Consider the following 26,227-nt stretch of genomic DNA (forward strand, 5'->3'; position numbering starts at 1 on the left):
TTTTTCCACCCGACGCGCTGGGGGCAGAGCGTCGGGTTTTTGTTGTTAGGACGACAGGCCTTGGCGAGCCGAATTATCCGGCCAGCTCGACCCTGCGCGTGATCCCTATCGCCTGCAAGAACGCCTCGTCATGACTGACGACGAGAAGCGCGCCGTCATAAGCCCTCAAACCTGCCTCGACGGCTTCGATGGAATCGATGTCCAGATGATTGGTCGGCTCGTCGAGGATCAGCAGGGACGGCGGCGTCGCCCCGCCCAGCACACAGGCGAGGCCCGCGCGAAACATTTGCCCGCCGCTCAGGTGTCCGACGATTTGCAAGGCCGCATCGGCGCGAAACATGAAACGCGCCAGCGCGGCATGGCACTCATTCGGACCCGCCTTCGGATTGAGACGCCCGAAATTGTCCAGGATGGAGATCGCGGGATCGAGCAGGCTGACCTTCTGGTCAAACAGCGCAAAGTCCGGCCTGACCCGCACGATGCCGGAGAGCGGATGCAGCTCCCCGGCGATGAGTTTCAGCAGCGTCGTCTTGCCGGAACCGTTGGGCCCGACAATGGCCACGCGCTCCGGACCGACGATCGTGAGCGATAGATCGTGCAAGATTATCCGGTCCGGCTGATAGCCAGCACTTGCCCGATCGAGCCAAACCACCTCCCTTCCCGCCGGCAGGTGGGTCGAAGGTAGTTTCACCGACATTGGCTGAAGAATCTCGATGCGCCGGCGTGCGGTATCGACGGCCTCAAGCGCTTCCGCGCGACGCCGCTCCGCGATCTGCACGTTCTTGCCGCCGCTATCCTCGCTGCGATCCTTGCGCGCGCCGGCGAGGATGCGCGGCATGTCGCCTTTGGCGCGCTTCTTCTTACCCCCGCTGTCCTTGCGCGCTTTCTTCTCCGCAGCTTCCTGCGCCTTCCCGTCGATCCCGGACAGGCGCCTCTCGGCATGTGCGAGATCGTGCCTGGCAGCCGCAAGCGCGACGGCCTTCTGCTCGCGGTAACTGCTCCAATTGCCGCCGTATCGCGTGGCTCCCAGCGAAGTCAGCTCGACAATCGCATCCATCGTTTCGAGCAGGCTCCGATCATGGCTGACGACAATCGCCCCACCGCGCCAGGACGCAAGGAAATCGATCACGGCCGCGCGTCCCTCCCGATCGAGATTGTTGGTGGGCTCGTCGAGCAGCAGGAAGTCCGGCTCCGCGAAAATCAGCGCGGCGAGACGAACCCGCGTGATTTGCCCGCCCGACAAGCGCCCGAGCTCGATCTCCGGAGCGACGCCGAATCCGACAAGCGCAAGGGCAGATGCAAGCCGTGTCTCAAGGGTCCAATCGACCTCGGAGACCTCATCGGCCGAGGCTTCCCCGCGTTCAGCCCGGCGAAGCAACTCCAGCGCGCGTCGCGCACCGAACAGGTCCATCACCTTCGCCCCCGCAAGGAGCTGGACGTCCTGGCGCAGCAGTCCGGCGGTTCCGTTGACGGCAACGCGCCCCGATTGGGGGACGTGCTCGCGCGAGATCGACGCGAGCAGCGTCGTCTTCCCGACGCCGTTGCGGCCGACAAGGCCCGTCCGCTCGGCGCCGAACGTCAGATCGATGTCGGAGAGAAGAGGACGGCCGTCAGGCGTGGACAGCGACAGATTGGACAGGATGATTGAAGCAGGCATGGAATTCCCCGTGAGCAAGGCAGGTCGGCTTTGCGGTCGGGGTAAAATCCATGGCTCTCGAATATCCTGATTGGAGACTGTCTAACTAGTCCCATTGAAGGGCGAGATCAAGGCGAGGCTCGCAGGGGCGACAGCGGGAGGGAACGCTGACGTTCCCCGCCGGCCTGCGTGATCAGCCCTTGAGCGCGGTCACCACCACCTCGATCAGCGCGCTGCCGCCGAGATCGGCGACGCCGACGGTGGCGCGGGTCGGCAGATTGTCGCCGAAGAACTCGGTCCAGACCGCGTCCATCTCTTTCTTTTTGGAAAGGTCCGTGACGAAGATCGAGGTGCTCACGACGCGCGACTTGTCGGTGCCCGCTTCCTTCAGATAGCCGGCGATCTTGCCGAGGATGTTACGGGTCTGCTCGCCCATCGAGACCGAGGTGTCGTCGGCGATGGTGCCGCCAAGGAAGACGAAGCCGTTGGCCTCGACGGCGCGGTGCATGATCGGCGTGCGAATGCTGCGGGTAATGCTCATGATGTCCTCTTGTTGCTAGAGCGTGGGGGAATAGAAACGGTCGATGCCGAGATCGCCAATGCGGGTCTGGCTGCCGCCATTGACAATCAGTTCCGCCATCACGGCGCCGGCGCCGGGGCCGAGCTGGAAGCCGTGCAGCGAGAAGCCGAACTGGTGATAGAGGCCCTTGTGTCGGCTGCTCGGCCCGAACACGGGCAGATCGTCCTTCGTCTTGGCCTCGATGCCGGCCCAGGCGCGGACGATCGTCGCGGTGCGCATCACCGGAAACAGCTCGAACACGGTGCGCGCGCTGGTCGCGAGGCTCTTCCAGTCCAGCACCGTCTCGTTGCGATCCTGATAGGGCGTGGCCAGATGGCCGCCGCCGATCAGCACGGTGCCGTTCTTGAATTGCTTGAAGGAGAGCTTTCGGCCGCGCAGGATCACGACGGGATCGATGAAGTGAGGCACGCGTGAGGTGATCATCAGCATCGGCGCCACAGTCTCGACCGGAACGGGCTCACCGAGCGTGGCTGCGATGGTCCCGGCCCAGGCGCCGGCGGCATTGACCAGCACCGGCGCAGCAAAGCTCTCGGCGCCGACATCGACATGCCAGAGGCCGTCGCTCTGCCGGATGTTGCTGGCGGCGACGCCCTCGCGCACGGTGGCACCGAGCTGCTCCGCCTTGCGCCGGAACGCCGTCGTCGTCTGCGCCGGATTGGCGGCGCCGTCGCGGCGCGAGACCACGCCGCCGGGACAGGTTTCGGCGACCGCCGGCACGAGGCGGCGCAATTCAGTGGCGTCGATCAGCTCCTCGTGGGTGAAACCGAGCGCGTTCAGCTCGGCGACGCGCGCGCGGCAGATCGCGAGTTCTTCCTCGCTCTCGGCGACCAGCACCTGGCCGTAGTTTTCAAAACTGCAATCGTCGTCGACGAGGTCCGAAATCTTCTCCCAGATTCCCATCGAGCGGATCGAGAGGGGGATTTCCGGGATGTGCCGCGCGAGCTGGCGCACACCGCCCGCATTGACGCCGGAGGCGTGGCGGCCCGCATAGTCCTTCTCGATCAGCACCGGCTTCAGGCCGGCGAGGCACAGATGCAGCGCGGTCGAGCATCCGTGGATGCCGCCGCCGACGACGATCGCATCCACGTTTTTCGTCATCCGCGCACCACCGCCTTGATGTCGTCTTCGCTCTTCGGAACCGCGGCAAGCTCGGCGAGCGTGATCGGCTTGACCGGCGCGCGCAGCCGGTAATAGCCGATCTCCTGCGGGGTTTTGGCCCGCGCCTGCGCCATCAGCTCGGTGACGGTGAGGCCGCAGAGCCGGCCCTGGCACGGACCCATGCCGGTGCGGCGATAGGCCTTGAGTTGATTGGGCCCGGTCGCGCCGATCGCGACGGCATCGAGAATGTCCTTCGCGGTCACCTCCTCGCAGCGACAGACGATGGTGTCGCCTGCGGGAATGCGAAACTGCGGCGCTGGGCGGAACAGCGTGTCGAGGAAGCTGCGACCACGCTCGGCCTTGGCGAGATCGGAACGGAGCGCCGCCATCGCGGGAAGCTTCGCGGCAGCCGCAGGCGCCAATGCTTCCACCGCTGCCCGCGCCGCGATGCGGCCGCGTACCACGGCTGCACTCGCACCGCCGATGCCGGCACCGTCGCCGGCGACCGCAATGCCGGCGACCGACGAATTTCCGCTCGCGTCGAGCACCGGCGACCAGCACAATTGCAGATCGTCCCAGCGATGATCGATGCCGGCCACCATCGCCAGATTGACATTGGGCACGACGCCCTGATGCAGCAGCAGCAAATCCGCCGGAATGGTCTCGCGCTTGCCACCGGCCACATAGCTCACGCCCGCGAGCTGGCCGTCGCCGGATGCCGCAAGCTCGGTGACGCCGGAGACGACCTGAACCTTCGCCTTCACTTCGCGCATCATCGACAGGCCCTTGCGGAAATAGGGCGAGGCCAGGAAGGCGAAAGCGTGAGGCAGAGCGGCGAAGTAGTTGCCACGCTCGGTGGTGTCGAGAATGCGATCGATGCGGCCGCCGAGCCGCAAAATCTGCGCGGCGAGCAGCCAGAGCAGAGGCCCCTGCCCCGCGATCACCGTGCGTCCGTCCGGCACCAACGCTGACGACTTCAACATCGTCTGCGCCGCGCCCGCGGTCATCACACCCGGCAGCGTCCAGCCGGGAATCGGAAACGGCCGCTCCAGCGCACCGGTCGCAAGGATCACGCGCTTCGCCTTGACAAAGGCGGAGGCGCCCCCGACCGAGACGGCGATCTCCAGGTTGCGGTCGAGGCTCCAGACCGTGGCGCGATGGATGACTTCGGCGTTGCTCGCGCGCAACGCTTGCACGAGATCGGCACCCACCCAATAGTCCGCGCCCAGCTGATTGCGCTCGGTCACCGGCGTCGAGGCGATGGCGCGAAACACCTGGCCGCCGGGACCGATGTTCTCGTCGAGCAGCAGGGTCGACAGACCGGCTTCGGCGGAGGTCGCAGCGGCCGCGAGGCCCGCAGGCCCGGCGCCGATCACCACGACATCATAGTCTTCGCGCTTGGGAGCCACAGTCATTTTCCGATCTCCCGTTTGCCCTTCTGAATCTCGATCTGCATGCCCTCAGTGACCGGCACGAGGCAGCCCTGGCGGTTGCCGACGCCGTCGATGGTGACGAGGCAATCGAAGCACACGCCCATCATGCAGTAGGGAAGACGCAGTGCACCGCTGACCGCGGTCGACCGGCGCACGTCGCAGCTCGAGGCCAGCAGCGCCGCGGAAACGGTGTCGCCCTGCCGCGCCGCAACGGCAATGCTGTCGACGAAGATTTGCACCGGCGGCCGTTTGTCCTGTTCGGATCGTTTGAACATCTTTGGCTCCTTCAATATCTCTAATAGCCGCTGTTGTTCGCAGCGCCGGCGGCGCCAAAACGGCTGGCCGAGAACGCGCCGACCAGCTCCGGCTCTAGCGAACCTTGCGCGACCATCCGCGCGATCTCGAAAGCGTGGTTGGAGGCGAGCGTCACGCCGGAATGGCAGCAGGCGACGAAAGCGCCGGGATGGGTCTCCGACTGGTCGTAAATCGGAAAGCCGTCCTCCGGCATGACGCGGATGCCGGCCCAGCTCCTCACCACGTTGAGCCGCGACAGATGCGGAAACATCCGTTGGGCGCGATCGGTCATCACGGCGCTGATCGAGTGCTTCAGCGCGCCATCGTCGAGCTCGTCTTCCTTGCTGTCGCCAATCATCACCGTGCCCTCGTCGGTCTGGCGGATCGTGGTCAGGGGATGCGGCAGGAACGGCATGGTCCGCTCGGTCACCACGATCTGGCCGCGGGTCGGGCCCATCGGGGCGTAGAGACCGACCATCGGTGCGAGCGTCTGGTTGGCGTTGCCGGCGGCCAGCACGATCTTGGCGGCGCGAAGCTCGCCCTTCGGCGTGGCCAACTTGAATTCACCACCGCTTTTGCTGATAGCCGAAACCGGGCGCTCCGGAAAATAGTCGATGCCGTACGCCTTGAAGCCGGTGTGGAACGCTCGGAACGTGCGCAGCGAATTGACGTGGCCGTCGAGCGGGCAATAGCTGCCGCCGGACACCTCGGGGCCGATCAGCGGCAGCGACTTCTTCACGTCGGATGCGGAGAGCATCTCCATCTTGTAGTCGGCCGCACCAGTCTGGTTGTGCATGCGCTTGACCAGTTCGGCGCGCTGGCCAAACTCGTCCTCGCCGAGCGTCAGATGGAAGCCGCCATTTTGCTGAAGCGAAACATCGAGACCGGTCTGCTGCTTCAACTCCGAAGCAAGCCTTCCCCATGCTTGTGACGCCTGCACAGTCCACACCGTATACGCCGGCATGCCCAGGCCCTTGCTCTGAACCCAGACCAGGGCAAAGTTGGCGCGCGAGGCGCGCTTGGTGATGTCGCCCTCGTCAAGCACGGCGACGCTCTTGCCGAGCCGGCCGAGGCCCCAGGCAATGGCGGAGCCGAGCAATCCGCCGCCGATAACGGCGACGTCGTAATCCCCTGACATGAGTTCTCCTATCGTCCCGTATCGCCCTTGCCGGCGAGCACGCGGTCGAGCCCGTAGAAGCGGTCGAGCAGAATGAGGGCGGTCATGGTGATCGCGATCACGCAGGCCGAGACCGACGTCACCAGCGGATCGATGTTGTCCTGGATGTACAGAAACATGCGCACCGGCAGCGTCTCGGTGCCGGGTGCCGCAAGGAAGACGGTCATGGTGAGATCGTCGAAGGACTGGATGAAGGCGAGCGCCCAGCCGCTGATGACGCCTGGCAGGATCAGCGGCAAGGTGACTCGGCGGAACAGCGTCCAACCGCCGGCGCCGAGCGAGACCGCGGCCATCTCGACCGAGAGATCCATGCCGGTTGCGGCCGCAAGCGTCAGCCGCAGCGCGAACGGAAACACGATGATAACATGCGCGATGATCAGCGCCGCGAAGCTGCCGCCGAGGCCCGCCGAGGTGAAGAAGCGCAGAAAGGCGATGCCGAGCACGACATGCGGGATCATCAGCGGCGACAGGAACAGCGCGGCCAGCGCATCGCGGCCGCGGAAGCGATAGCGCGCGATCGCGAGCGCCGCCGGCACCGCGAACAACAGCGCCACAAAAGAGGACAGCGCGCCGAGGCCAAGACTGATCCAGAAGGCGTGAATGAATTCGGGATAGTTGGCGATCGCCCTGAACCAGCGCAGCGAAAACCCGTTGGTCGGCAGCGACAGGAAGCCTTCGGGCGTGAACGCGACCAGGCAGACCACGAGGATCGGCGCCACCATGACGATGACGAAGACGGTGTGGAAGATCAGCGCGAGCGGGCCGTTCCGGCTCATCGGAACACCTCCGCGTAACGGCGCTCGATCAGCGCGTTGCTGCCAACGACGATCAAGACCAGCGCGGCGAGCAGCAGCGTGGCGACCGCCGCACCCAGCGGCCAGTTCAGCGTGTTGAGGAACTCGTCGTAGGCGAGCGTCGCCGCGACCTTGAGCCGGCGTCCCCCGATGATCGCGGGCGTCGCAAACGCGCTGGCCGAGAGCGAGAACACAATGATTGCACCCGACAGCACGCCCGGCATGATCTGCGGCATGATGATGCGGCGGATGATGGTCACAGGACCGGCGCCAAGCGACAGCGCGGCATTCTCGATCTGCGGATCGAGCCGCTGCAACGCGGCCCACACCGAGAGCACCATGAACGGCATCATCACATGCGCGAGCGCGACCACCATGCCGGTTTCGGTGAACATGAAGGGAATGGGTGCGCGGATCAACCCGGCCGACATCAGCAGCTTGTTGACGAGGCCGTTGTTACCGCCGAACAGCAGCGCCCAGCCGAGCGTCCGCGCCACCACGGAAATCAACAGCGGCCCGAGGATCACGAGGAGGAAGACACTCTTCCAGCGTCCGCTCATGCGGTTGAGGATGTAGGCTTCGGGCGCGCCGAGCACGGCGGTGAGCAGCGTGGTCAGGATCGCGATGCGAAACGTCCGCCAGAACATTTCGGCGTAATAGGGGTCGGTTACGATCTCGTGCCAGTTCTTGAGGATGAAGACCGGCTCAATGCCCTTGTACTGACCCCAGTCGTGGAACGACAGCATCACGGTCATTGCCAGCGGGATCAGCAACACGCCGACGAACAGCATCAGGGCTGGCGCGGTCAGCGCCCAGGGCGCGCGTGCGTTCCGCTCCTCAGCAGCCGCGCTCATGCGGAGGCTCCTCCGCGCACACCCATATCCTCCGGACGCCAGACGAGACGAACGGCCTCACCCTCGACCGGCTGCCTCTCGCCGTCATTCTGGCGGATCACGGTCGCCGGGCCGCATTCGCTGTCGCACTGGAACAGCCAGTGATTGCCCTGGAAGATGCGGGTAACGATCTTCGCGCCGAGTCCCGTATCGCCAAAGCCAATCCGCTCAGGGCGGATGCTGACGGTCACGGGACCGCTGAGCCCGGCAGGCGCGGGCGCGCTCCACGAGCCGGCGATCAATCGCGCAGGCGCACTCGTCCGATCAATCGTCGCGGCAAAGTCGTTGGTCTTGCCTAAAAACTGCGAGACGAAGGCCGAGGCCGGCTTCTCATAGGTCTCCTGCGGCGTGCCGATCTGCTCGATGCGGCCCTGGCTCATCACCACGATGCGGTCGGACAGCGACATCGCCTCGTTCTGGTCGTGGGTGACCAGGATCGTGGTGGTGCCGATGGTGCGCTGGATCTGGCGCAGCTCGATCTGCATCTCCTCGCGCAGCTTGGCGTCGAGATTGGACAGCGGCTCGTCGAGCAGCAGCACGCTCGGCTTGATCACCAGCGCGCGCGCCAGCGCCACGCGCTGCTGCTGGCCGCCGGACATGCGGCGCGGATGGCGGTCCTCGTAGCCGGCGAGACCGACCATCGCGAGCGCGGCGCGGACGCGCTCGGCCCGCTCTGAGCGCGCCACCTTACGCATCTCGAGGCCGAAGGCGACATTCTCCGCCGCGGTCATGTGCGGAAACAGCGCGTAGCTCTGGAACACGATGCCGAGCCCGCGTTTGGCCGGATGGATCGCGATCAGGTCCTTGCCCTCCAGCCGGATCGCGCCGCGGGTGGGATCGAGGAAGCCGGCGATCATTTGCAGGGTCGTTGTCTTGCCGCAGCCGGAGGGGCCGAGGAAGGAGATGAACTCCCCCTTCCCCACCGCGAGACTGAAGTCGTCGACGACAGTCTGCGCTCCGAATTGCTTGGCGATCCCTTCGAGTTCGAGATAGGCCATGGCACTGTCTCCGGTATGACCGATCAGCGCTCGACTTCGCGATTCCAGCGCTTGGTCCACTCCTCGCGCTTGTCGTTGATGACCGTCCAGTCCGGATTGTAGAGCTTTGCCGCGCGCTCGCCGATCGGCGCCATCTTGCCGAGCTCCGGCGGGACCACCAGCGATTTCAGCACCGGGCCGTAGCCGTAGTCCTTCAGCAACACGAGCTGGATTTTTGGGTCGAGCAGCTTCTTGATGAAGCTCGAGGCGAGCGGCGAGACGTTCGGCTTGGTGATTGGACATGCCGTCGTCAGCAGCGTCGCCGCGCCCTCCTTCGGGTAGATGAAGTCGACGGGGAAGCCGGTATTGGCAAAGCTCTGCACGCGTCCCGTGCCCCATACCGCGATCACGGCCTGACCGGACTGAAACAGCTCGGTCATCTTGCCCGGCGACGGCTCATAGGCCAGCACGTTCGGATTGATCTGCTCCTTGAAGATCTTGAAGCCGGAATCGACATTGGACTCGCCGCCGCCGTTCATCTTCGACAGCATCACCAGCGCTTCGAGGCCATAGGTGTTGTTGATCGGCGGGATCACGAGCTGTTTTGCGTATTTCGTGTCCTTCAAATCGTTCCAGGAAGTCGGCGGCGCCCAGCCCTTCTCCGCAAACACCTTGGTGTTGTACATCAGGCCGGTGGCGACGATGCCGATCGCGACAGCGCGATCGTCCTTGAAGCGGGCGGTGTCGTAGAGATCGGCCGGCAGGCCATCAAGCTTGCCGCAGAAGCCGAGCTGGATCGCCTGGTACATCGGGCCGTCGTCGACGATGGCGACGTCGATCTGCTGGTTGCCCTTCTGCGCCTGAAGCTTTGCCAGCGTGTCGGTGGAGTTGCCAGCGACGTATTCGACCTTGACGCCGTTCTCCTTCTCGAACGTCGGGATCACCTCGTCACGGATGGTTTTCTCGAACGAGCCGCCATAGCCGGCGATATAGAGCGTCTTTTGCTGGGCCGAGGCGACCGAGGGGGCGGCCATGAGAGCCGCGATGCCGACCGCTGTCAGAAGGCGAAAAGTCTTCATGTGGTCCGATCTCCATACCGAGGTGAGGTGACGTGCCGACGAGTCTCATGAGCCGAAGCGCCTTCCGCATTCCCTTCCGCGCCAACCCGACACCAATCAGGGCTCCGGCCCCTGCTCGACAGGTTTCGACGCGATCCGGAGGTTTGAACCCCTCCAATCTGCCGAAAAAGCGGGCTCTCTCCAGCTCTGATGAAAAAGATCGCAAACCTAGCCTTCCATCGTCCAATGAATAATGGCAACCCTTGCATGCCGAAATGTTATGAATGGAATTCGGGATGGCGCGGATCAATTCGCGGCAGGTGGAGGCCTTCCGGGCGACGATGCTGACGGGCAGCGTGACAGAGGCGGCGGCGCTGATGACCGTGACGCAGCCGGCGGTCAGCCGGCTGCTGCGCGACCTCCAGGCGCTGCTGAAGATGGAGCTGTTCGAGCGGCGCGGCACCGGGCTCGTGCCGACCGCCGCGGCAATGGCACTCTACACCGAAGTCGAGCGCTCCTTCGTCGGCCTCGAACGCATCACGGCGGCAGCCGAAGAAATCCGTGGCCGCCGCACCGGCTCGCTGCGGATCGCTGCACTTCCAGCGCTGTCGAATGGCTATCTGCCGCGGCTTGCCGGACATTTTCTGAAAGAGCGGCCGAACCTCAACCTCGCCTTCTTCGGTGTGATCTCGCCGATCGTGGTCGACTGGGTGCTGAACAATCAATGCGACATCGGCTTTGCCGAGGTGCCGATCGCGCATTCCGGCCTGCCGAGCCAGCGGCTACCGTCACTGGCGCGTGTCGCGGTGCTGCCGACTGGACACCGGCTTGCAGAAAAGGAAGTGCTGGAGCCGGGCGATTTCGAGGGCGAGACGTTCATCTCGCTATCGGCGGGATCGTCGAGCCGGCACCTCGTCGATCAGGTCTTCCACCGCAGCGACGTCCGCCGCGTGCTCAGGGTCGAGACCACACTGTCGGAAATCATGTGCGGCATGGTGTCATCAGGCCTCGGGGTCGCGATCTGCGATCCCTTCACCGCGCAGGAATTTTCAACCCGCGGCGTCATCGCGCGCCGCTTCCTGCCGCGCATCGACTTCGAGTTCTCAGCCGTTTTCCCCGCACAGCGCAGCCCGTCGCCGGTGGCACTGGATCTCGTCGAGACCATGCGCAAGTCGCTCGCCGAATTCGAGGACGAAGCGATGCTCAACCGTTGAACGCGGCCTGGGCCTCGGGCAGGTCCCAGATCTTGCCGATCGCAGCGGTGCCGGCGGCCATGATCGCCGCCTCGTCGGCGCCGAGAGAACGGCCAGCATCGATCAGCATGCGGCCATGACTTGATCGATATTGGCGCGGTTGGCGAGCGCGATCAGTGCGCGGCGCCGATCGAACAGCGGCTGAAGATCCGGATGGATCAGATCGACGACGGTGAGATCGGCGGTCGCCCCCGGTTCGATCCGGCCGCTTGATGACATCAGCGGCGACCGCCGTGTTGGCCTCGATCAGCTCGGGCGAGTTCGCGACATCGGCGCGCGCTGAGGTGATCTTGGAGATCAGCGAAAGCGCATTGAGTTCGCCGAGCGGTTTCTGGCGCGCAAGTCCAACCCCTCATCCTGAGGAGCGCGCCCGTTGCGCGCGTCTCGAAGGATAGAGGCCGAGGTGCAGCAACAGGGCCTGCATGGTTCGAGACGCCGCTTCGCGGCTCCTCACCATGAGGGTTGAAATCTCAGAACGGATCGGTCCCCAACCCCGGCACATCCGCCGGCCTCGGCCCCGGCGCCGGCCAGTGAAACCGCCGGTCGTTCTCCGCAATGGCGATGTCGTTGATCGAGGCCTCGCGCCGCCTCATCAGCCCCTGCTCGTCGAACTCCCACTGCTCGTTGCCGTAGGAGCGATACCATTGGCCCCTCGCGTCGTGCCATTCGTACTGGAAGCGCACCGCGATACGGTTGCCGTCGAAGCCCCAGAGGTCCTTGATCAGGCGGTACTCCTGCTCCTTCTCCCATTTGCGGGTGAGGAATGCGACGATGGCCTCGCGACCCTGAAACACGTCCGAACGATTGCGCCAGCGACTGTCCTCGGTATAGGCGAGCGAGACGCGCACCGGGTCGCGCGAATTCCAGGTGTCCTCGGCCATGCGGGCCTTCTGCGCGGCGGTCTCACGGGTGAAGGGCGGAAGCGGCGGGCGCGACATGATGGCCTCATCGGTTGACGGGAGCGCAATCTACGCCTGCATGCCGCGGAGTCGAGAGGCCGTCCGCTATCGCCCGATCACGAAATCAGATCAGCCTTCATCATGGCGCGGATCGATTTCGGGATCGGCTGGGCGCGGCCGCCGCTGATGAAGGCGACGCGCACCTCGGCTTTCACCAGCACGTTCTCCCCGCGCCGCACCTCCTGCGCCAGCATGATCGAGGCGCCCTTCACCGCGACCGGCCAGGTCACGACGTCGAGTACGTCGTCCATGCGCGCGGGCTTGAGGAAATCCAGATGCATCGAGCGCACCACGAAGGCGAAGCCGGCGTCCTCTGTCGCGGGCTGCTCGAACAACGCTTGCTGCTCGGCACCCATCAGCCGCAGATGATTGGTCCGCCCGCGCTCCATGAAGCGCAAATAATTGGCGTGATAGACGATGCCGGAAAACCCTTGCTTTGAGCTATCGCAACATGGAGTTCAGTAGGGATAACGCTGCCACAAGGGTATCTCGGCGACGTGGGCGCTTCACAAACCTGCCTTCCAAGCAACATTTCTCCCTTCAACTCATGTACATTGCAAAAAAAGGTGCTCTATGACATAATAACAATTATTACGTGTGGAGCACATAATGACCATAGATGACCTAACGACAGCGTTGAAGTTTTTGAAGCCGGGCCAAATGGCTGCGTTACCCTATTCCGTCTATGAGATTTTGTTTCCGCCGGGAGAACCGGACGAAAGGGCTCGCGAGCGAGCATACAATTTTGCGAAACAGCACGGATGCATCATTGAGAACAAGATCGCTGAACAACAAGTTTGGTTCAAAAAACCGACATAGATAGTTGCCGCCTACAGGCAGAAGTCCGCACTTGATCGAACGCGGAGCAGGCGCATATTCAGTAGATGGCGGAAACAATTGTCACTTGCAAATGCGGCGCGGTTTATCGGCGCACAACCACTAAGCTGACCGTCAGGGATAAGGGCAGCTTTGAGTGCAAGTGCGGCCATACCCTTGAGTCTTGGAGTGGTTCTGTGCTGCCCATTTATCGCAAGATTTCAGATGCCCCTGCAAAGTGATTGCCCCCGCGTCGTCTGATACTTACCTCACTAGCTTGAGATTTTGATTGGAATTTGCTCGATGACGACTCGCTTGTCTAAGGCGTCAATTGAAAGGGCAATCGACCATATTGCCGCATTTGGTGATACAGATGTATTTCCTCATCCCATCGAAACAGCCTTTCTGGTCGAGAAAAAGAATGAAATCGCGGCCGAACTGAGCATCCTCGATTTAGATAAATTTGAGCCTGCGCAAGCAATCGAGACGATTGCCCCTAAGAGCAGGTGGGGCTTCCGAATCGTGCATCAATTGCCCCTGCTAGAAACAATTCTTTATACCGCCGCCGCAATCGAGATCGGTGCAGACATCGAAAACATCAAGCGGCCAATTGATGAATTCGGACCCTTTGGATATCGTTTTGACAACGCCGGAAAGGATGGATCGCTTTTCATTCCTGACCGATCTTACAAGCATTGGCTTGAGTGGCAGCGAGAGCAACTGAAACAGGCACAATATTCTCACGTCGTCGCGACCGACATCGCGGACTTCTACCAACGTATTTATTTCCACCGGATTGAAAACATTCTGGACGTCGCAACCCAGCGCAAGGGAATCAAGTCTTTCATCGAAAAACTTATCAAGCGAATTCGCGGCAAGCAGTCCTACGGAATTCCAGTCGGGGGGAGTGCTTCCAGAATCATTGCTGAGGCAACTTTAAGTGACGCTGACAGCGCCCTAGCGAACGAAGAGTTCGTATTCACGCGATTCGTTGATGACTATCGAATCTTTTTGACCGAAGACCAAGCCCCCTACGTCGTTTTGGCCTTCTTGGCTGAACAGCTTGCTACCAACGAAGGTCTTTCGCTGAACGCTCAAAAAACTAAGGTTTGGACAATTGCCGAGTTTGAGGAGGAGCTTGATAGTCAGGAGGATGACGTCTTCGATACGGCAGAGCGCGCAGCTATAGAGGCCTTAACTCAGTCGTTGTATTTTGATGAAGAACCCGACCCCGATGAGATCGAGAAAATTCGAGCATTGAATCTTGTTGAAATGCTTGAAAACGAGCTCGCTAATGACCTCTGGGACTTTGGCAAGATACGGTTGATCTTTCGAGGATTGAGACTCACCGCTGACGCAGATGCGCTAAAGGTGATTATCGAGAGATTTGATGATCTTTTGCCTTTCACTAAAGAATTCGTCCTTTTTGTAGATGCGCTTCATAATGCTGGCGCGGTTCTCGGAGAAGAGATTGCGAACAAGGTTTTGCAGTTCCTTCAAGCTGGCGCTGCCACCTCTGTGCCGACGATTCAAGTATGGTTATTGGAATTGTTTGTTCGCGGCTGCTTCGGCATCGATCATAAAAACCTAACCAGTCGTCCGTGAAGAACGCTAATTTCAGACCGGATTGATCGTCGGCCCCACGAAGAGAGCGCTGAGGATTTGGCGCAACAAAATCCTCAGCCAGCGGATCAGGCGGCGGAAGTTGTAGCCGACGGCGGCGAGGACGGCGTTGTTGGCATCGCCGCGCCGGAACCAGAGATAGTTGCGGCCCATGCGATGCTCAGCTTTGAGATGGCCGATGACGGGCTCGACGGCGGACCTGCGACGGAGTTCACGCTTGATCTGTGGCGTTACCCCTCGCTTCTGGCCGGAGAGGAAGACCCTGAGCTTGTAATGGGGTGGTGCATTGTGGCCGCGGTAGCCCTTGTCTGCGAGGATGCGCGCGATGGTGTTGCCGACCAGCGCCTCCATGTCCGGGATCACGGTTTCCAAGGTGTGGCCGTCATATGGATTGCCGGGCAGCGCCTTCACGTGGGTAACGAACTGGCCGCCCTTGCAGTGCTTGAGGGTGGTGGCAACGCTGACCTTGACGCCGAACTCGTAAGGCCGATGGGCCTTGCCTTTGCCGATGCATTCGACTTCCGGTGCATGCAGGGAATAGACCTTCGGCCCGCGTTGACGTTGCTGCTGCTCGCGCACGCGGCGAGCCAGCAACAGCAGCCTGGTGAACGCTGCTTCGAGCCCGCCATTGCCCTCGATCTTGCGCCCGATGTCGCGGATGACGCGGCCGAGGTAGGTGCGCATCTTCCTGAGCATCCGGTTGGCGCGCTTGAACTGTTTGGCATGGGCATAGCGCTGATGCTGGATCAGGGCGAACTTGCCCACCCGTGCATAGGACTGGCGCAGATTCACCCCATGGCACTGCGCCAGCCGCACCAGCTTCTCGCGCGCCCGGTTCAGAAGCTTGGCATCGGTGGGGAACGTCACGTTCTTGGGCTGCACCGTGGTGTCGATGATCACCCGTGACAGCTCGGACGGCTTGATCGCCATGGTCCTGGTGGCAACCGACAGGCTCTCCTGCAGCAGCGCCTGCAGCCGTTCCTCGCCCATCCGGTTGCGCCAGCGCGTCAGTGACGAGCGATCGAACACCAGCCGGTGCTGGAAGAACTCCTCGCCGCAGAAGAATTGGTAGTAGGGGTTCTCGACCCAGCGCTCGCACAGCACTTCGTCGGACAGGTCATAGGTGTGCTTGAGGATGGCCAGCCCCGCCATCAATCGCGTCGGCAGTGGCGGGCGGCCCGGGTCATCCGTGTAGACCGCGCCAAACTCCCGTTCCAGGAACTCCCAATCCACCGTGCGCCCCAGCGCCACCAGCGGATGCTTCAGGTCGATGATCTGATCGAGCCGGGACCGGAACAGATCCTGCTCTCCCGTCTCCCGCCGTTCCGGTGGCCGCATCTGGTCCCCCCGCCAAATCGTTCAATGGCGAGTGAATCACAAATCAAATTTGCAAGGAATCCCCTTCGTTGCACCCGATTCCCGGCAAGCTCAATTAGCCCAGTGCGCCGTTTCCAGATTCTAAATCAACGACTTGGGAATTCTTCACGGACGACTAACCAAGGCTGTCACGGGGCATACCCTAACACAGCGCCATAGCTTTATTGTTCGAGGACTAAATGGCGACGTAAATTTCTTTCGAAAAAACAAAACGCGGTTCGAAGAACTCAACGGATTTGAAAAACACCATTTCATGATCGGCGCGACCTGCTTGCCGAAAGATGAATTCATTAACTGGATTGGCGCGGTCAAGCCGAACCTTGATCGGCCGCTTGATGCTAGATTCTGCGACTGGGTGAAGACAAAAAACGGCGAACTAGAGAAAATAGTCGAAGCCCGAATTCCCGCATAGACGGTACGAGCAACTTCTTTTTCCTAGGGAATGCTACTGTCCATTGCAAGACCGTGCCCCATAGCAACGCGTAGCGCCTTCGGAATCCGCTGCGCCTTTCCGCCGGAGACAAATGCGACACGCACGCGGGCCTCGACTAGCAGGTCATTCCCGCGCCTGCATTGTTGCAGTAGCGAGATTGAAGCGCCCTTCACTTCTAGGGGCATGGTGACGATATCCAGCACATCGTCCATAAAGGCTGGTTTGAAAAAATCTAGTGTCATCGAGCGCACTACGAATGCAAAGCCGGGTGCTTCGGTCTGTGTTTCTTCAAACAGAGCGCGGTGATCAGTCCCGAGCAAACGCAAGTAGTTCGTTCTAGCCCGCTCCATGAAGCGCAAATAATTTGCGTGATACACCAGCTTTGAAAAATCGGTGTCCTCATAGTAAACGCGGACCTGCATATGATGGCCGCCGTCGCGAATTTCGCCGTCGAGATGTGGTTTCATCATGTGGGGCACATTTTCAATTGAGGCACCGGCCTTTCCGCCCATCCCATTGTCCATCGACCCAAGGAGACAAGGTCCTCCGAGCTACGCCGGAACATCGTATTAGACAATTCCGAGGAAGTCCGTATCCTCATAATAAACCCGGACCTGCATATGATGGCGGCCGTCGCGGATCTCGCCGTCGAGATGGACTGTCATTTCGAAAACTCTCGCTCTATATCTCGACGCCCGTCCAAGACTCGCACAATGGCTATTCGATCAAGCCCGACGAGGTAAAAAGCGATATAACCATCAATCGACAAACCTCGAAGTGACGCCCTCAACTCACTCCGATCCGGCCCCATAAGGGGAAACTTCCGCAGCTCATCGAACCGCTCCGAAAATCTTGCGGCCAATCGATCCGCTGCAGCCGAACTACGCTCGGCGACATATGAATGGATCTCAAGAAGGTCTGTGCGAGCGCGCAAGGACAGAACGACCTGCACGCGGCCCCCTATCGCTTCGCCCGAGTTTGCCTGAGGAATTCGTCGAGGTCCCACGGGACTACGCGTCCTGCTTCCACGTCTGCCATCCCTTCATCGATCGCGTCTCTGAGCGCTCGAAACTTCTTGGCTTGGGACAACAGATAATCAGCCGCTGACTCCTGCATCTCCTCAGGAAGCAGCTCAAGGGCTTCGACAGCTTTCTCGATGGCAGAATTCATCAGATCAGTATAGCGCAGCCCCAGGCACGTGCCCAGATGCCTGTCCGAAATTTAGCGACTACGCGACCACCGGCCCCCGTCCCAGCGTCACTTCGACGATCTCAGGCGGCACGCCGACGCGGAGCGGCAGGATGCTGCAACCGAGGCCGCCGGAGATGATGACGTCGCATTTCAGCCGGACATGACCATAGGCGAGCCGGAGGCCATGCTGCGGCGGAACGGCCGGCGACCAGCCGAGCAGACGGACCTGGCCGCCATGGGTGTGGCCGGACAGTTGCAACGCGACGCGGGCGGGCACGCGCAGCGCGACGTTAGGCTCATGCGCGAGCAGGATGATCGGCGCGTCGTCGGTGACCTTGGCAAGCGTCGCGGCGAGATCGTCGGCGCCGAAGTGTCCCGTGCTCCGGAAGCGTCGCGCCGGCAGAAAAGCGAGTTGATCGCCCAGCCCCGCGAGCCAGAACGCGCGGCCGTCCTTGGTGATCCGCACGGCGTCGTTCTCGTAGACGGGAATGCCGGCCGCCTCCAACGCGCGATGCGCGACCGTCGGCCCCTGCCCGGCCTGCTGCACGGTCCTGTCGGCCCAATAGTCATGATTGCCCATGACGGCATGGACGCCGAGCGGCGCCCTGAGGCCGGCCAGTACCTTGGCCCATTCGCTCGCCGGAATGATGCGCGTGACCTGGTGCAGACCGGCGACATAGTCGCCGAGCAGCACGATAATATCCGCGTTCAGGGCGTTGGTGCGATCGACGATGGCCTCGATCCGCTCCAGCGACATCCAGGGATCGCAGGCATGGATGTCGGCGATCACGGCGATCTTCAGCGGAAAATCCGCAGGCCATTGCCGCGGGGTTGGATGATAGCGGGTGACGCTAAGTCGCACCACCGGTTCGACGGCAAAGCCATAGGCCGCGGTCGAGAGGCCGAGCGCGGACAGGCCGCCCATGGAACGGAAGAAATGACGGCGCGTGATCATGGCAGCCCGATCGTGATGCAGCTTCTTGATGCGATCCGATTGGAGCGGAAATGGGGTGCGTTTGTGCAGACCCTCTGCACGAGATTACCGGAAATTCATGATGGCCCGAGCACTCAGCACTTGCGCAGGTCAGTCGTCGCTTTCGTCGGTGCCGAACAGGCCGAACTGTGCCGCCGCATCGCGCGAGGGCTCGCTGATGCCGAGATGGCGGAAGGCGTGCGAAGTGAGCAGGCGGCCGCGCGGGGTGCGCTGCAGATAGCCGCACTGGATCAGATAGGGCTCGATGATGTCTTCGATCGCATCGCGCGGCTCGGACAGAGCGGCTGCCATCGTCTCCACGCCGACCGGGCCGCCGCCATAGTTCTGCGCGATGGTCGTGAGGTAGCGGCGGTCCATGGCGTCGAGGCCCGCGGCGTCGACCTCGAGCGCGCTCAGCGCGTGGTCGGCAATCTTGCGATCGATCCTGTCGGCATCGGCCGCCGAGGCGAAATCGCGTACGCGGCGCAACAGCCGGCCGGCGATGCGCGGCGTGCCGCGGGCGCGGCGCGCGATCTCGTTGGCGCCGTCCGCGCTCATGCCGACCTTGAGCACGCGGGCGCCACGGGTGACGATGCTTTCCAGCTCCTCGATGGTGTAGAAATTCAACCGGATCGGAATGCCGAAGCGATCGCGCAAAGGATTGGTGAGCAGGCCGGCACGCGTGGTGGCGCCGACAAGGGTGAATTTCGACAGTTCGATCTTCACCGAGCGCGCCGCCGGGCCCTCGCCGATGATGAGGTCGAGCTGAAAGTCCTCCATCGCGGGATAGAGCACTTCTTCCACCGCCGGGCTCAGGCGATGAATCTCGTCGATGAAGAGCACATCGCGCTCTTCGAGATTGGTGAGGAGTGCTGCGAGATCGCCGGCCTTGGCGATCACCGGGCCCGACGTCGCGCGAAAGCCGACGCCGAGCTCCTTGGCCACGATCTGTGCCAGCGTGGTCTTGCCGAGGCCGGGCGGGCCGACGAACAGCACATGATCCAGCGCCTCGCCGCGCTTGCGTGCCGCCTCGATGAAGATCGAGAGGTTCTTGCGCGCCTGCTGCTGGCCGACGAAGTCAGACAGCGATTGCGGGCGCAGCGCGGTATCGCCGACATCATCGCTGCGGCGCTCGGGCGTGACCATGCGGTTGGCCTTCGGGTCGCTCACTTCGACAGCTCCTTCAGGCCTAGCCGGATGAGCTGCGCGGTCTCGGCGCTCTCGCCGGCGCTGCGCGATGCCGATGCAATGGCCGCAGCCGCCTGCGGCTGGCCGTAGCCGAGATTGACCAGCGCGGAGATCGCATCCGCGACGGGCCGCGGCGCGCGCTGGTCGTCAACGGCACCGGCAAGATGCACCACGGCCGGGTCAATAGTTGCGAAGGCCGGCGCCTTGTCCTTCAGTTCGGTGACGATGCGCTCGGCAACCTTGGGGCCGACGCCGGGCGTGCGCACCACCGCGGCCTTGTCGCGCAACGCGATCGCGTTGGCGAGGTCGGAAGGCTGCAGCGTGCCGAGCACGGCAAGCGCGACCTTGGCGCCGACGCCCTGCACGGTCTGGAGCAGGCGAAACCATTCGCGCTCGTGGTCGCTGCGGAAGCCGAACAGTTTGATCTGGTCCTCGCGGACATAGGTCTCGATCGAGAGCACGGCGGCCTCGCCCGGCGACGGCAGATGCTGCAGCGTGCGCGACGAGCAATGCACTTGATAACCGACACCGCCGACATCGAGAATGACGAAATCCTCGCCGTAGGAATCGATCAGGCCCTTGAGCTTGCCGATCATAACCCCACCACCTTCAGCCTGAGCGCCGTGCTCGTGCGATGATGGGCGTGGGTGATGGCGATGGCGAGCGCGTCGGCGGCGTCCGCGGACGGCGGATCGGCCTTGGGCAGCAAGATCTTGAGCATCATCGCGATCTGGTGCTTGTCGGCGTGGCCAGCGCCGACCACCGTCTTCTTCACCTGGTTCGGCGCGTATTCGGCAACACTGATGCCGAATATTGCGGGCGCCAGCATGGCAACGCCGCGGGCCTGACCAAGCTTCAGTGTCGCAGCGCCGTCCTTGTTGATGAAAGTCTGTTCGACCGCCGCTTCCATCGGCTTGTGAACGGACAAGATCGCGGCGAGCCCTTCATGGATCGCGAGCAGCCGGCTTGCGAGCGGCAAATCGTCCGGCGGTTCCACCGAGCCGCAGGCGACGTAGATCAGGCGGTTGCCCTCGGCCTCGATCACGCCCCAGCCGGTGCGGCGCAGGCCGGGGTCGATGCCGATGATGCGAACGGGGACGCGAATCGGGAGCGCAGTCATGGGCCAGTGATAGCGGTTGGCTGCCGTGGGGGAAACAGAAACAGAACGGAAGTAACAGGGGAAGTGGGCCCTACCCGCCCATCTTCGCCAGCAGCGCGTCCGACACCTCGAAATTGGCGTAGACGTGCTGGACGTCGTCATGCTCGTTGAGCAAATCCATCAGCTTGATCAGCTTCTCGCCGGTCTCGTCGTCCACCGCGATCGTGTTCTGCGGCTTCCAGATCAGCGCCGCCTTGCGCGGCTCGCCGAATTTGGCTTCGAGCGCCTTGGCGACGTCGCGATAGCCTTCGGTCGAGGCGTAAATCTCGTGGCCGCCTTCGCTCGATACCACGTCGTCGGCGCCGGCTTCGATGGCGGCATCCAGCACCGCATCGTCGGAGGCGACGCCGCGGTCGTATTCGATGATGCCGGTGCGGTCGAACATGAAGGAGACCGAGCCGGTCTCGCCGAGATTGCCGCCGGACTTGGTGAAGAAGGAGCGGATGTCGGAAGCGGCACGGTTGCGGTTGTCGGTCAGCGCCTCCACAACGACGGCGACGCCGCCGGGGCCGTAACCCTCATAGCGGATCTCGTCATAATGCTCCCCGTCATTGCCGAGCGCCTTCTTGACGGCGCGCTCGATATTGTCCTTCGGCATGTTCTCCTGGCGCGCCGCGATGATGGCCGCACGCAGGCGCGGATTCATGTTGGGGTCTGGCGTCCCCAGCTTGGCCGCGACGGTGATTTCCCGCGCCAGCTTGCCGAATAGTTTCGACTTCTGGGCATCCTGCCGCCCCTTGCGGTGCATGATGTTCTTGAATTGGGAATGTCCGGCCATGCGTGATCTTCTCTAGGGAGTCGTGTGCCAAGATGAGCGTGGGAAGCGCGGCCTTATAGGCCGCCACCCCACTGGAATGAAAGAGGCTCTACGACTTTAAGGTAATAGCGTAGTGGCCCCTGCCTAGATGTCAGGCATCGTTAACCCTGATTTCATTCCAGCCTGCGAAAATAGCGTCCGACCGTTCCCCGACAAGAGAGACCTGATGGTGTTCGGACTATTTCGGAAGCGTCTGCCGGACATGGCTGCGCCTGCGGCAACCCCGCAGGCTGCGCAGCCGGTCAATTCCGAGCCCGCTCCGGCCGTTGAGGGCGATTCCGCCAAGGAAATCCTGGAACTGCTGGAACTCGAGCTGGGAGCGATGATTCGCCAGCTCGAGCGCGCCGCCAATTCGGTGGCCGGCGGCGCCGGGGCGACCGCCACGACGCTTGCCGCCATCCGCGACCGCACCGACGCGCTGACCGGCCGGACCAACGCCGCGCAATCGAACGCCTCGACCTTCGCCCATGCCGCCGACAAATTCACCCAGTCCGCGCACGGAATCGGCGCGCAGGTTCGCGAAGCCGGCAAGCTCGCCGACGAGGCCAGCGCCGCGGCGCAGGAAGCGCGCGCCAATGTCGATCGCTTGCGCGAGTCCTCGGCCGCCATCGGCAACGTGGTCAATCTGATCGCACAGATCGCGCGGCAGACGACGCTGCTCGCCCTCAACTCGACCATCGAGGCTGCGCGTGCGGGTGATGCGGGAAAAGGCTTTGCGGTCGTCGCCACCGAGGTCAAGGCACTCGCGGTGCAGACCCAGGGTGCCACGGAAGAGATCACCAAAAAGATCGACGCGCTGCAGCGCGACGCCACCGGCTCCGCGGACGCGGTGCACCGCATCTCACAGGCGATCGAGGCTATCCGTCCGGTATTCGAGACGGTCAACGGCGCGGTCGCCGAACAGAACGCCACCACCAGCGAAGTCTCCGGCAACGCGACAAGTGCGTCGGAGTTCATCGTCTCGGTCGGCGAAAGCGCGGCCGAGATCGATGCTGCCACCAAGGCGGCCGAGACCCACGGCGAGAACGTCGCCAGCGCCGGTAAGACCGTGACCGCCTTCGCACAGAAACTGAAATCGCGTTGCGCCGTGCTGCTCCGCCAGAGCGAGCATGACGACCGCCGCAAGACCGAGCGGCTGCCCTGCCATCTCAAGCTCGAAACCGCTCGCGGGGTGCTGCCGGTCTACGAGCTATCGATGGACGGCGTGCTGATCGGCGGCGCGGACGCGGGCCGCCTTGCACCGCAAGCAATGATTGAAGGTACTCTCGAGGACGTCGGGGCCTGCCGCCTGCGCGTGGTCGAGCAATCCAAGGCCGGCGCTCGCGCGCAATTCGTTGCGCCCAACGCCGCGCTCAACGAAAAGATCGAGGACAGGCTCTGGTCGATCCACGAAGAAAACACGGAGTTCGTCACCCGTGCCATGGAGGCGGGTAACGCGCTGACCGGAATCTTCGAGCAGGCGGTTGCATGCGGCGATGTCGGGATCGACGACCTCTTCGACATCGATTATGCCGAAATCGCAGGAACCGATCCGCAGCAATACCGCACCAGATATCTGGACTGGGCCGACCGCGCGTTGCCGCCGTTCCAGGAAGCTTTTCTGGCGAAGGATCCGCGCCTGGCGTTCTGCGCCATGGTCGATCGCAACGGTTTCCTGCCGGTGCACAACAAAATCTATTCGCATCTGCAGCGACCGGGCGATGTCGCCTGGAACACCGCCAACAGCCGCAACCGGCGGATCTTCAACGATCCGGCGGGGTTGGCCGCCGCGCACAACCTGCGCTCGTATCTGGTCCAGAGCTATGCGCGCGACATGGGCAATGGGAATACCGTGATGATGCGCGAGATCGACGTCGCGATTCGCGTGCAGGGCCGGCACTGGGGCGGATTCAGGACGGCCTACAAGCTCTAGTGCGCGCTCAGGCAAGACATCAAAGCGCGAATCACCTCTTAAGATCGAAATTGGAATGGGAATGCCGCGGAGAGCCGGCGAACGGCTCTGACTGGAGGACTCTCAAGACATGTCCGTCGTACAATTTGCAGTACTGGACACCGGCTCCAACCGAACGCTTGCCGAACGGCTGATCGATCAGCTCGCCGACCGCATCGGCGGCCTCGGCGTGGAACTCGCCGACATTGCCGGCAACGTCCAGGAAGTCGCACACCGCGTCGCGAACCAGTCGGATCGGTTCCATCATCTCCAGCAAACCGCCGAGACGATGGTCTCGGCCAATCACGACATCGCCAATGCGTCACAGGCGGTGCAATCAACCACGTCAGCGGCGGTCGGCGAGATCGCGCAGTCGCGCAATGCCGTCGACACTGCGGTCAACCACATCTCCGAACTTGTCGCAGCCGTCGAACGCATCGAGGCGCGGCTCAGCGCAGTCGGTTCGGCGCTGGCGCAGGTGGCAAAGGTCTCCGGCTCGATCGAGGCGATCGCGAAGCAGACCAATCTGCTCGCGCTCAACGCCACCATCGAGGCGGCACGCGCGGGCAATGCCGGCCGCGGCTTCGCGGTGGTCGCAAGCGAGGTGAAGAACCTCGCGGAAGCCACCCGCCAGGCCACGCACCAGATCTCCGAGACCGTGCGCGATCTCGACGGCCAGATCGAAGGCCTGATCGGGGAGAGCAGCGACGCCTCGCAGCGCGCAAAGACTGCCGGCGAAGGCGCCCAGCAGATCTCCGGCATCATCTCGCGGGTCCAGCAGGGCTTCGCCTCCGTGGAAGCGGAAATCGGCAGCGTCACGCGCGCCGCGACCTCCAATCTCGGACACTGCGACACCGTCATCAGCGAGCTCAACGAGCTTGCCAAGGGCGTTGACCTGTCCTCGCGCGATCTCAAGAACGCCGATCAGCGCGTGACCAAACTGCTCGACACGTCCGAAGGCCTGATCGCACTGATCGCCGACAGCGGCGTCGAGACATCGGATGCTCCGCTGATCCGCGTCGTCGTCGAGACCGCAAAGCGGATCTCGGATGAATTCGAAGCCGCAATCGGCCGCGGCGAGATGACGCTCGATCGGTTCATGGACGAGAACTACCGGGAAATCTCCGGCAGCGATCCCAAGCAGTACAATACCAGCTATGTCGAGTTCACCGACCGCCTGCTGCCCGCGATCCAGGACCCGATCCAGAAATCCGATTCGCGGATCGTGTTCTGCGTCGCCTGGGCCAAGGGCGGCTATCTGCCGACGCATAACCCGAACTATCGCCTGCCGCAGGGCAAGGACCCGGTCTGGAATAACGCCAATTGCCGCAACCGCCGCCTGTTCACCGATCGCGCGGTACAGAAGGTCGCGGCCAACACCAAGCCGTTCCTGCTGCAGACCTATCGCCGCGACATGGGCGGCGGGCAGTTCGTGCTGATGAAGGATCTGTCCTCACCGATCATGATCCGCGGCAAGCACTGGGGCGCCTTCCGGATGGGTTTTCGGCAGAGCTGACGGTCGTCGCGACGCGCCTGCCGCGACGGCGCTATGGCGTCCCTCAATCAAAACCTCGAAAACAACCCCATGCACAGTAGCCGGGGTGAGCGGAATCAATGGCTTAAGCGCCTGACGAAACCGTGGGTTAGGCGCCCGCCTGGTGAAGTCGTTGCGCCGTCGGGCAAAACAGGCGCACGATGGCATCATCGCGGATGTTGGGTATCGCATCGTTGGATCCGGCGGCTGGCCGTTGCGATCGATCGCGTCAGAACTGCACCGTGCTCGCCGTCGGTCGACTTCCACAATCGCACGACTTTCGTCATCGCATGATTTTGCGCATTTGCACGATCATCTGCGGCGACCAATGACGCATGTGAAGAAAAAGTGTCAGAAAATGACGCTTATCATATCAATTAGCGCAAGATCACTGCAGCGATCGCCGCACAAATTCGTGAACGTCATGGCCTGACGCGCTCGCCGCGCAAATATGCATTGTCGAAAATTTCGACGCTTCATCGTTTCGCATCGATATGATTATTGTCGCGCGCAAATTCGCTGACTAGATCGCCGTAAGCGATCAAGCGAGCAAGGGGATGCATATGGCAACTGTTCTCACCATCAACGGCGAAACGAAATCCTTTGACGCGCCACCTGAAATGCCGCTGCTGTGGGTGCTGCGCGACGTCCTCGGAATGACCGGCACCAAATTCGGCTGCGGCATCGCGCAGTGCGGCGCCTGCACCGTGCACGTCGACGGCAAGGCGGTGCGCTCCTGCGTATTGCCGGTCAGCGCAGTCGAGAACCGCGCCATCACCACGATCGAACATGTCGGCAGCACGCCGTCGGGCGCGAAGGTGCAGAAGGCCTGGCTCGATCTCGAAGTGATCCAGTGCGGCTACTGCCAGTCCGGCCAGATCATGGCGGCCGCCGCGCTGCTGGCGGCGACGTCCCATCCGGACGATTCCGACATCGACGCTGCGATGGCCGGCAACATCTGCCGCTGCGGCACCTATGTGCGCATCCGCGAGGCCATCAAGCAGGCCGCCAGCGGCCGTCAGTCGTGAGGTCCG

Annotated in this window: 27 protein-coding genes and 1 pseudogene; 7 read left to right on the forward strand and 21 right to left on the reverse strand. The window is 62.7% G+C overall.

Features of this window, described 5'->3' with window-relative positions; genetic code table 11:
• Positions 1 to 73: 73 nt before the first annotated feature.
• The 10 genes from ABIB00_RS00215 to ABIB00_RS00260 form a co-directional block, all read right to left on the reverse strand.
• A complete protein-coding gene (locus ABIB00_RS00215) occupies positions 74 to 1,657 on the reverse strand; it encodes an ABC-F family ATP-binding cassette domain-containing protein (RefSeq protein ID WP_354102977.1) in 1,584 nt (527 codons plus the stop codon).
• Between the two features lie 172 nt (positions 1,658 to 1,829).
• Entirely contained in the window at positions 1,830 to 2,177 is a 348-nt protein-coding gene (locus ABIB00_RS00220; protein WP_247447459.1) for a RidA family protein, read from the reverse strand.
• Between the two features lie 15 nt (positions 2,178 to 2,192).
• Positions 2,193 to 3,314 (reverse strand): NAD(P)/FAD-dependent oxidoreductase, encoded by a 1,122-nt coding sequence (locus ABIB00_RS00225; RefSeq protein ID WP_354102978.1) that lies wholly within the window; start codon positions 3,312 to 3,314, stop codon positions 2,193 to 2,195.
• Positions 3,311 to 4,729 carry an FAD/NAD(P)-dependent oxidoreductase gene (locus ABIB00_RS00230; RefSeq protein WP_354102979.1) on the reverse strand — a complete coding sequence of 473 codons (1,419 nt, stop codon included), beginning with the start codon at positions 4,727 to 4,729 and terminating at the stop codon, positions 3,311 to 3,313. Before ABIB00_RS00230 ends, ABIB00_RS00225 begins: the two co-directional genes overlap by 4 nt.
• The gene (locus ABIB00_RS00235; protein WP_354102980.1) at positions 4,726 to 5,022 is read right to left on the reverse strand and encodes a (2Fe-2S)-binding protein; all 297 of its coding nucleotides are present in this window, start codon (positions 5,020 to 5,022) and stop codon (positions 4,726 to 4,728) included. Before ABIB00_RS00235 ends, ABIB00_RS00230 begins: the two co-directional genes overlap by 4 nt.
• Positions 5,023 to 5,042: 20 nt before the next feature.
• Positions 5,043 to 6,179 (reverse strand): NAD(P)/FAD-dependent oxidoreductase, encoded by a 1,137-nt coding sequence (locus ABIB00_RS00240; RefSeq protein ID WP_354102981.1) that lies wholly within the window; start codon positions 6,177 to 6,179, stop codon positions 5,043 to 5,045.
• 8 nt (positions 6,180 to 6,187) lie between these two features.
• Positions 6,188 to 6,994: an ABC transporter permease gene (locus tag ABIB00_RS00245; protein WP_354102982.1), complete on the reverse strand. Its 807-nt coding sequence runs from the start codon at positions 6,992 to 6,994 to the stop codon at positions 6,188 to 6,190.
• Positions 6,991 to 7,866 carry an ABC transporter permease gene (locus ABIB00_RS00250; protein ID WP_354102983.1) on the reverse strand — a complete coding sequence of 292 codons (876 nt, stop codon included), beginning with the start codon at positions 7,864 to 7,866 and terminating at the stop codon, positions 6,991 to 6,993. Before ABIB00_RS00250 ends, ABIB00_RS00245 begins: the two co-directional genes overlap by 4 nt.
• The gene (locus ABIB00_RS00255) at positions 7,863 to 8,903 is read right to left on the reverse strand and encodes an ABC transporter ATP-binding protein (protein WP_354102984.1); all 1,041 of its coding nucleotides are present in this window, start codon (positions 8,901 to 8,903) and stop codon (positions 7,863 to 7,865) included. Before ABIB00_RS00255 ends, ABIB00_RS00250 begins: the two co-directional genes overlap by 4 nt.
• Before the next feature lie 23 nt (positions 8,904 to 8,926).
• Positions 8,927 to 9,961 carry an ABC transporter substrate-binding protein gene (locus ABIB00_RS00260; protein WP_354102985.1) on the reverse strand — a complete coding sequence of 345 codons (1,035 nt, stop codon included), beginning with the start codon at positions 9,959 to 9,961 and terminating at the stop codon, positions 8,927 to 8,929.
• Positions 9,962 to 10,236: 275 nt separating this feature from the next.
• On the opposite strand from ABIB00_RS00260, the gene ABIB00_RS00265 reads away from it, so the two are divergent.
• Positions 10,237 to 11,154: a LysR substrate-binding domain-containing protein gene (locus ABIB00_RS00265; protein WP_354102986.1), complete on the forward strand. Its 918-nt coding sequence runs from the start codon at positions 10,237 to 10,239 to the stop codon at positions 11,152 to 11,154.
• Here ABIB00_RS00265 and ABIB00_RS00270 read toward each other — a convergent pair.
• From ABIB00_RS00270 to ABIB00_RS00280, 3 genes and pseudogenes are all read right to left on the reverse strand, one after another.
• Positions 11,144 to 11,518: pseudogene (locus tag ABIB00_RS00270) on the reverse strand (amidohydrolase family protein); the annotation flags it as partial. The gene ABIB00_RS00265 and the pseudogene ABIB00_RS00270 sit on opposite strands and share 11 nt — an antisense overlap.
• A 145-nt stretch (positions 11,519 to 11,663) precedes the next feature.
• Positions 11,664 to 12,131: a nuclear transport factor 2 family protein gene (locus ABIB00_RS00275; protein ID WP_354102987.1), complete on the reverse strand. Its 468-nt coding sequence runs from the start codon at positions 12,129 to 12,131 to the stop codon at positions 11,664 to 11,666.
• A gap of 77 nt (positions 12,132 to 12,208) precedes the next feature.
• Positions 12,209 to 12,571, reverse strand: a complete 363-nt coding sequence (locus ABIB00_RS00280) for a YbgC/FadM family acyl-CoA thioesterase (RefSeq protein WP_354103395.1) — start codon at positions 12,569 to 12,571, stop codon at positions 12,209 to 12,211.
• A gap of 190 nt (positions 12,572 to 12,761) precedes the next feature.
• Here ABIB00_RS00280 and ABIB00_RS00285 point away from each other — a divergent pair, with 190 nt between their 5' ends.
• Together ABIB00_RS00285 and ABIB00_RS00290 are read left to right on the forward strand one after the other, a co-directional pair.
• Positions 12,762 to 12,971, forward strand: a complete 210-nt coding sequence (locus ABIB00_RS00285; RefSeq protein ID WP_354102988.1) for a hypothetical protein — start codon at positions 12,762 to 12,764, stop codon at positions 12,969 to 12,971.
• A 300-nt stretch (positions 12,972 to 13,271) separates the two neighbouring features.
• Entirely contained in the window at positions 13,272 to 14,573 is a 1,302-nt protein-coding gene (locus ABIB00_RS00290; RefSeq protein WP_354102989.1) for an RNA-directed DNA polymerase, read from the forward strand.
• A 12-nt stretch (positions 14,574 to 14,585) separates the two neighbouring features.
• Here ABIB00_RS00290 and ABIB00_RS00295 read toward each other — a convergent pair whose 3' ends face one another.
• Positions 14,586 to 15,929: an IS5 family transposase gene (locus ABIB00_RS00295; protein ID WP_354102990.1), complete on the reverse strand. Its 1,344-nt coding sequence runs from the start codon at positions 15,927 to 15,929 to the stop codon at positions 14,586 to 14,588.
• Positions 15,930 to 16,062: 133 nt separating this feature from the next.
• On the opposite strand from ABIB00_RS00295, the gene ABIB00_RS00300 reads away from it, so the two are divergent.
• Positions 16,063 to 16,380, forward strand: a complete 318-nt coding sequence (locus ABIB00_RS00300) for a hypothetical protein (RefSeq protein ID WP_354102991.1) — start codon at positions 16,063 to 16,065, stop codon at positions 16,378 to 16,380.
• Positions 16,381 to 16,403: 23 nt separating this feature from the next.
• Here ABIB00_RS00300 and ybgC read toward each other — a convergent pair whose 3' ends face one another.
• The 7 genes from ybgC to ABIB00_RS00340 form a co-directional block, all read right to left on the reverse strand.
• Complete coding sequence (gene ybgC, locus ABIB00_RS00305) at positions 16,404 to 16,868, reverse strand: tol-pal system-associated acyl-CoA thioesterase (RefSeq protein WP_354103396.1); 465 nt, start codon at positions 16,866 to 16,868, stop codon at positions 16,404 to 16,406.
• Between the two features lie 194 nt (positions 16,869 to 17,062).
• Positions 17,063 to 17,407, reverse strand: a complete 345-nt coding sequence (locus tag ABIB00_RS00315) for a type II toxin-antitoxin system RelE/ParE family toxin (protein ID WP_354102992.1) — start codon at positions 17,405 to 17,407, stop codon at positions 17,063 to 17,065.
• A 222-nt stretch (positions 17,408 to 17,629) separates the two neighbouring features.
• Positions 17,630 to 18,547, reverse strand: coding sequence for a metallophosphoesterase (locus tag ABIB00_RS00320; RefSeq protein ID WP_354102993.1), 918 nt, complete (start codon positions 18,545 to 18,547; stop codon positions 17,630 to 17,632).
• Between the two features lie 129 nt (positions 18,548 to 18,676).
• Positions 18,677 to 19,735 carry a Holliday junction branch migration DNA helicase RuvB gene (gene ruvB, locus ABIB00_RS00325; RefSeq protein WP_247341745.1) on the reverse strand — a complete coding sequence of 353 codons (1,059 nt, stop codon included), beginning with the start codon at positions 19,733 to 19,735 and terminating at the stop codon, positions 18,677 to 18,679.
• Positions 19,732 to 20,349: a Holliday junction branch migration protein RuvA gene (gene ruvA, locus ABIB00_RS00330; RefSeq protein WP_354102994.1), complete on the reverse strand. Its 618-nt coding sequence runs from the start codon at positions 20,347 to 20,349 to the stop codon at positions 19,732 to 19,734. Before ruvA ends, ruvB begins: the two co-directional genes overlap by 4 nt.
• A complete protein-coding gene (gene ruvC, locus ABIB00_RS00335) occupies positions 20,346 to 20,873 on the reverse strand; it encodes a crossover junction endodeoxyribonuclease RuvC (RefSeq protein ID WP_354102995.1) in 528 nt (175 codons plus the stop codon). The genes ruvA and ruvC overlap by 4 nt, the downstream gene beginning before the upstream one ends.
• 70 nt (positions 20,874 to 20,943) lie before the next feature.
• The gene (locus ABIB00_RS00340) at positions 20,944 to 21,690 is read right to left on the reverse strand and encodes a YebC/PmpR family DNA-binding transcriptional regulator (RefSeq protein ID WP_354102996.1); all 747 of its coding nucleotides are present in this window, start codon (positions 21,688 to 21,690) and stop codon (positions 20,944 to 20,946) included.
• 205 nt (positions 21,691 to 21,895) lie between these two features.
• Between ABIB00_RS00340 and ABIB00_RS00345 the strand changes: the two genes are divergently transcribed.
• The 3 genes from ABIB00_RS00345 to ABIB00_RS00355 all read left to right on the forward strand — a co-directional run bounded on the left by ABIB00_RS00345 (position 21,896) and on the right by ABIB00_RS00355 (position 26,221).
• Positions 21,896 to 23,641: a methyl-accepting chemotaxis protein gene (locus tag ABIB00_RS00345; RefSeq protein WP_354102997.1), complete on the forward strand. Its 1,746-nt coding sequence runs from the start codon at positions 21,896 to 21,898 to the stop codon at positions 23,639 to 23,641.
• A 109-nt stretch (positions 23,642 to 23,750) separates the two neighbouring features.
• Positions 23,751 to 25,175 (forward strand): methyl-accepting chemotaxis protein, encoded by a 1,425-nt coding sequence (locus ABIB00_RS00350; protein ID WP_354102998.1) that lies wholly within the window; start codon positions 23,751 to 23,753, stop codon positions 25,173 to 25,175.
• Between the two features lie 581 nt (positions 25,176 to 25,756).
• Positions 25,757 to 26,221, forward strand: a complete 465-nt coding sequence (locus ABIB00_RS00355) for a (2Fe-2S)-binding protein (protein ID WP_247341764.1) — start codon at positions 25,757 to 25,759, stop codon at positions 26,219 to 26,221.
• Positions 26,222 to 26,227: the final 6 nt, after the last annotated feature.

The sequence above is a fragment of the Bradyrhizobium sp. LB14.3 genome (assembly GCF_040547985.1).
Lineage (GTDB): Bacteria > Pseudomonadota > Alphaproteobacteria > Rhizobiales > Xanthobacteraceae > Bradyrhizobium.

Excerpts from the sequence above, each read along its gene's own strand:
- ABIB00_RS00230 (WP_354102979.1), bottom strand. The coding sequence starts at position 4,729 with ATGACTGTGGCTCCCAAGCGCGAAGACTATGATGTCGTGGTGATCGGC.
- ABIB00_RS00355 (WP_247341764.1), top strand. The coding sequence starts at position 25,757 with ATGGCAACTGTTCTCACCATCAACGGCGAAACGAAATCCTTTGACGCG.
- ABIB00_RS00265 (WP_354102986.1), top strand. The coding sequence starts at position 10,237 with ATGGCGCGGATCAATTCGCGGCAGGTGGAGGCCTTCCGGGCGACGATG.
- ABIB00_RS00220 (WP_247447459.1), bottom strand. The coding sequence starts at position 2,177 with ATGAGCATTACCCGCAGCATTCGCACGCCGATCATGCACCGCGCCGTC.
- ABIB00_RS00235 (WP_354102980.1), bottom strand. The coding sequence starts at position 5,022 with ATGTTCAAACGATCCGAACAGGACAAACGGCCGCCGGTGCAAATCTTC.
- ABIB00_RS00345 (WP_354102997.1), top strand. The coding sequence starts at position 21,896 with ATGGTGTTCGGACTATTTCGGAAGCGTCTGCCGGACATGGCTGCGCCT.
- ABIB00_RS00340 (WP_354102996.1), bottom strand. The coding sequence starts at position 21,690 with ATGGCCGGACATTCCCAATTCAAGAACATCATGCACCGCAAGGGGCGG.
- ABIB00_RS00245 (WP_354102982.1), bottom strand. The coding sequence starts at position 6,994 with ATGAGCCGGAACGGCCCGCTCGCGCTGATCTTCCACACCGTCTTCGTC.
- ABIB00_RS00255 (WP_354102984.1), bottom strand. The coding sequence starts at position 8,903 with ATGGCCTATCTCGAACTCGAAGGGATCGCCAAGCAATTCGGAGCGCAG.
- ABIB00_RS00275 (WP_354102987.1), bottom strand. The coding sequence starts at position 12,131 with ATGTCGCGCCCGCCGCTTCCGCCCTTCACCCGTGAGACCGCCGCGCAG.
- ybgC (WP_354103396.1), bottom strand. The coding sequence starts at position 16,868 with ATGAAACCACATCTCGACGGCGAAATTCGCGACGGCGGCCATCATATG.
- ABIB00_RS00290 (WP_354102989.1), top strand. The coding sequence starts at position 13,272 with ATGACGACTCGCTTGTCTAAGGCGTCAATTGAAAGGGCAATCGACCAT.
- ruvA (WP_354102994.1), bottom strand. The coding sequence starts at position 20,349 with ATGATCGGCAAGCTCAAGGGCCTGATCGATTCCTACGGCGAGGATTTC.
- ABIB00_RS00225 (WP_354102978.1), bottom strand. The coding sequence starts at position 3,314 with ATGACGAAAAACGTGGATGCGATCGTCGTCGGCGGCGGCATCCACGGA.
- ABIB00_RS00285 (WP_354102988.1), top strand. The coding sequence starts at position 12,762 with ATGACCATAGATGACCTAACGACAGCGTTGAAGTTTTTGAAGCCGGGC.
- ABIB00_RS00240 (WP_354102981.1), bottom strand. The coding sequence starts at position 6,179 with ATGTCAGGGGATTACGACGTCGCCGTTATCGGCGGCGGATTGCTCGGC.
- ABIB00_RS00250 (WP_354102983.1), bottom strand. The coding sequence starts at position 7,866 with ATGAGCGCGGCTGCTGAGGAGCGGAACGCACGCGCGCCCTGGGCGCTG.
- ABIB00_RS00260 (WP_354102985.1), bottom strand. The coding sequence starts at position 9,961 with ATGAAGACTTTTCGCCTTCTGACAGCGGTCGGCATCGCGGCTCTCATG.
- ABIB00_RS00350 (WP_354102998.1), top strand. The coding sequence starts at position 23,751 with ATGTCCGTCGTACAATTTGCAGTACTGGACACCGGCTCCAACCGAACG.
- ABIB00_RS00320 (WP_354102993.1), bottom strand. The coding sequence starts at position 18,547 with ATGATCACGCGCCGTCATTTCTTCCGTTCCATGGGCGGCCTGTCCGCG.
- ABIB00_RS00215 (WP_354102977.1), bottom strand. The coding sequence starts at position 1,657 with ATGCCTGCTTCAATCATCCTGTCCAATCTGTCGCTGTCCACGCCTGAC.
- ABIB00_RS00295 (WP_354102990.1), bottom strand. The coding sequence starts at position 15,929 with ATGCGGCCACCGGAACGGCGGGAGACGGGAGAGCAGGATCTGTTCCGG.
- ruvC (WP_354102995.1), bottom strand. The coding sequence starts at position 20,873 with ATGACTGCGCTCCCGATTCGCGTCCCCGTTCGCATCATCGGCATCGAC.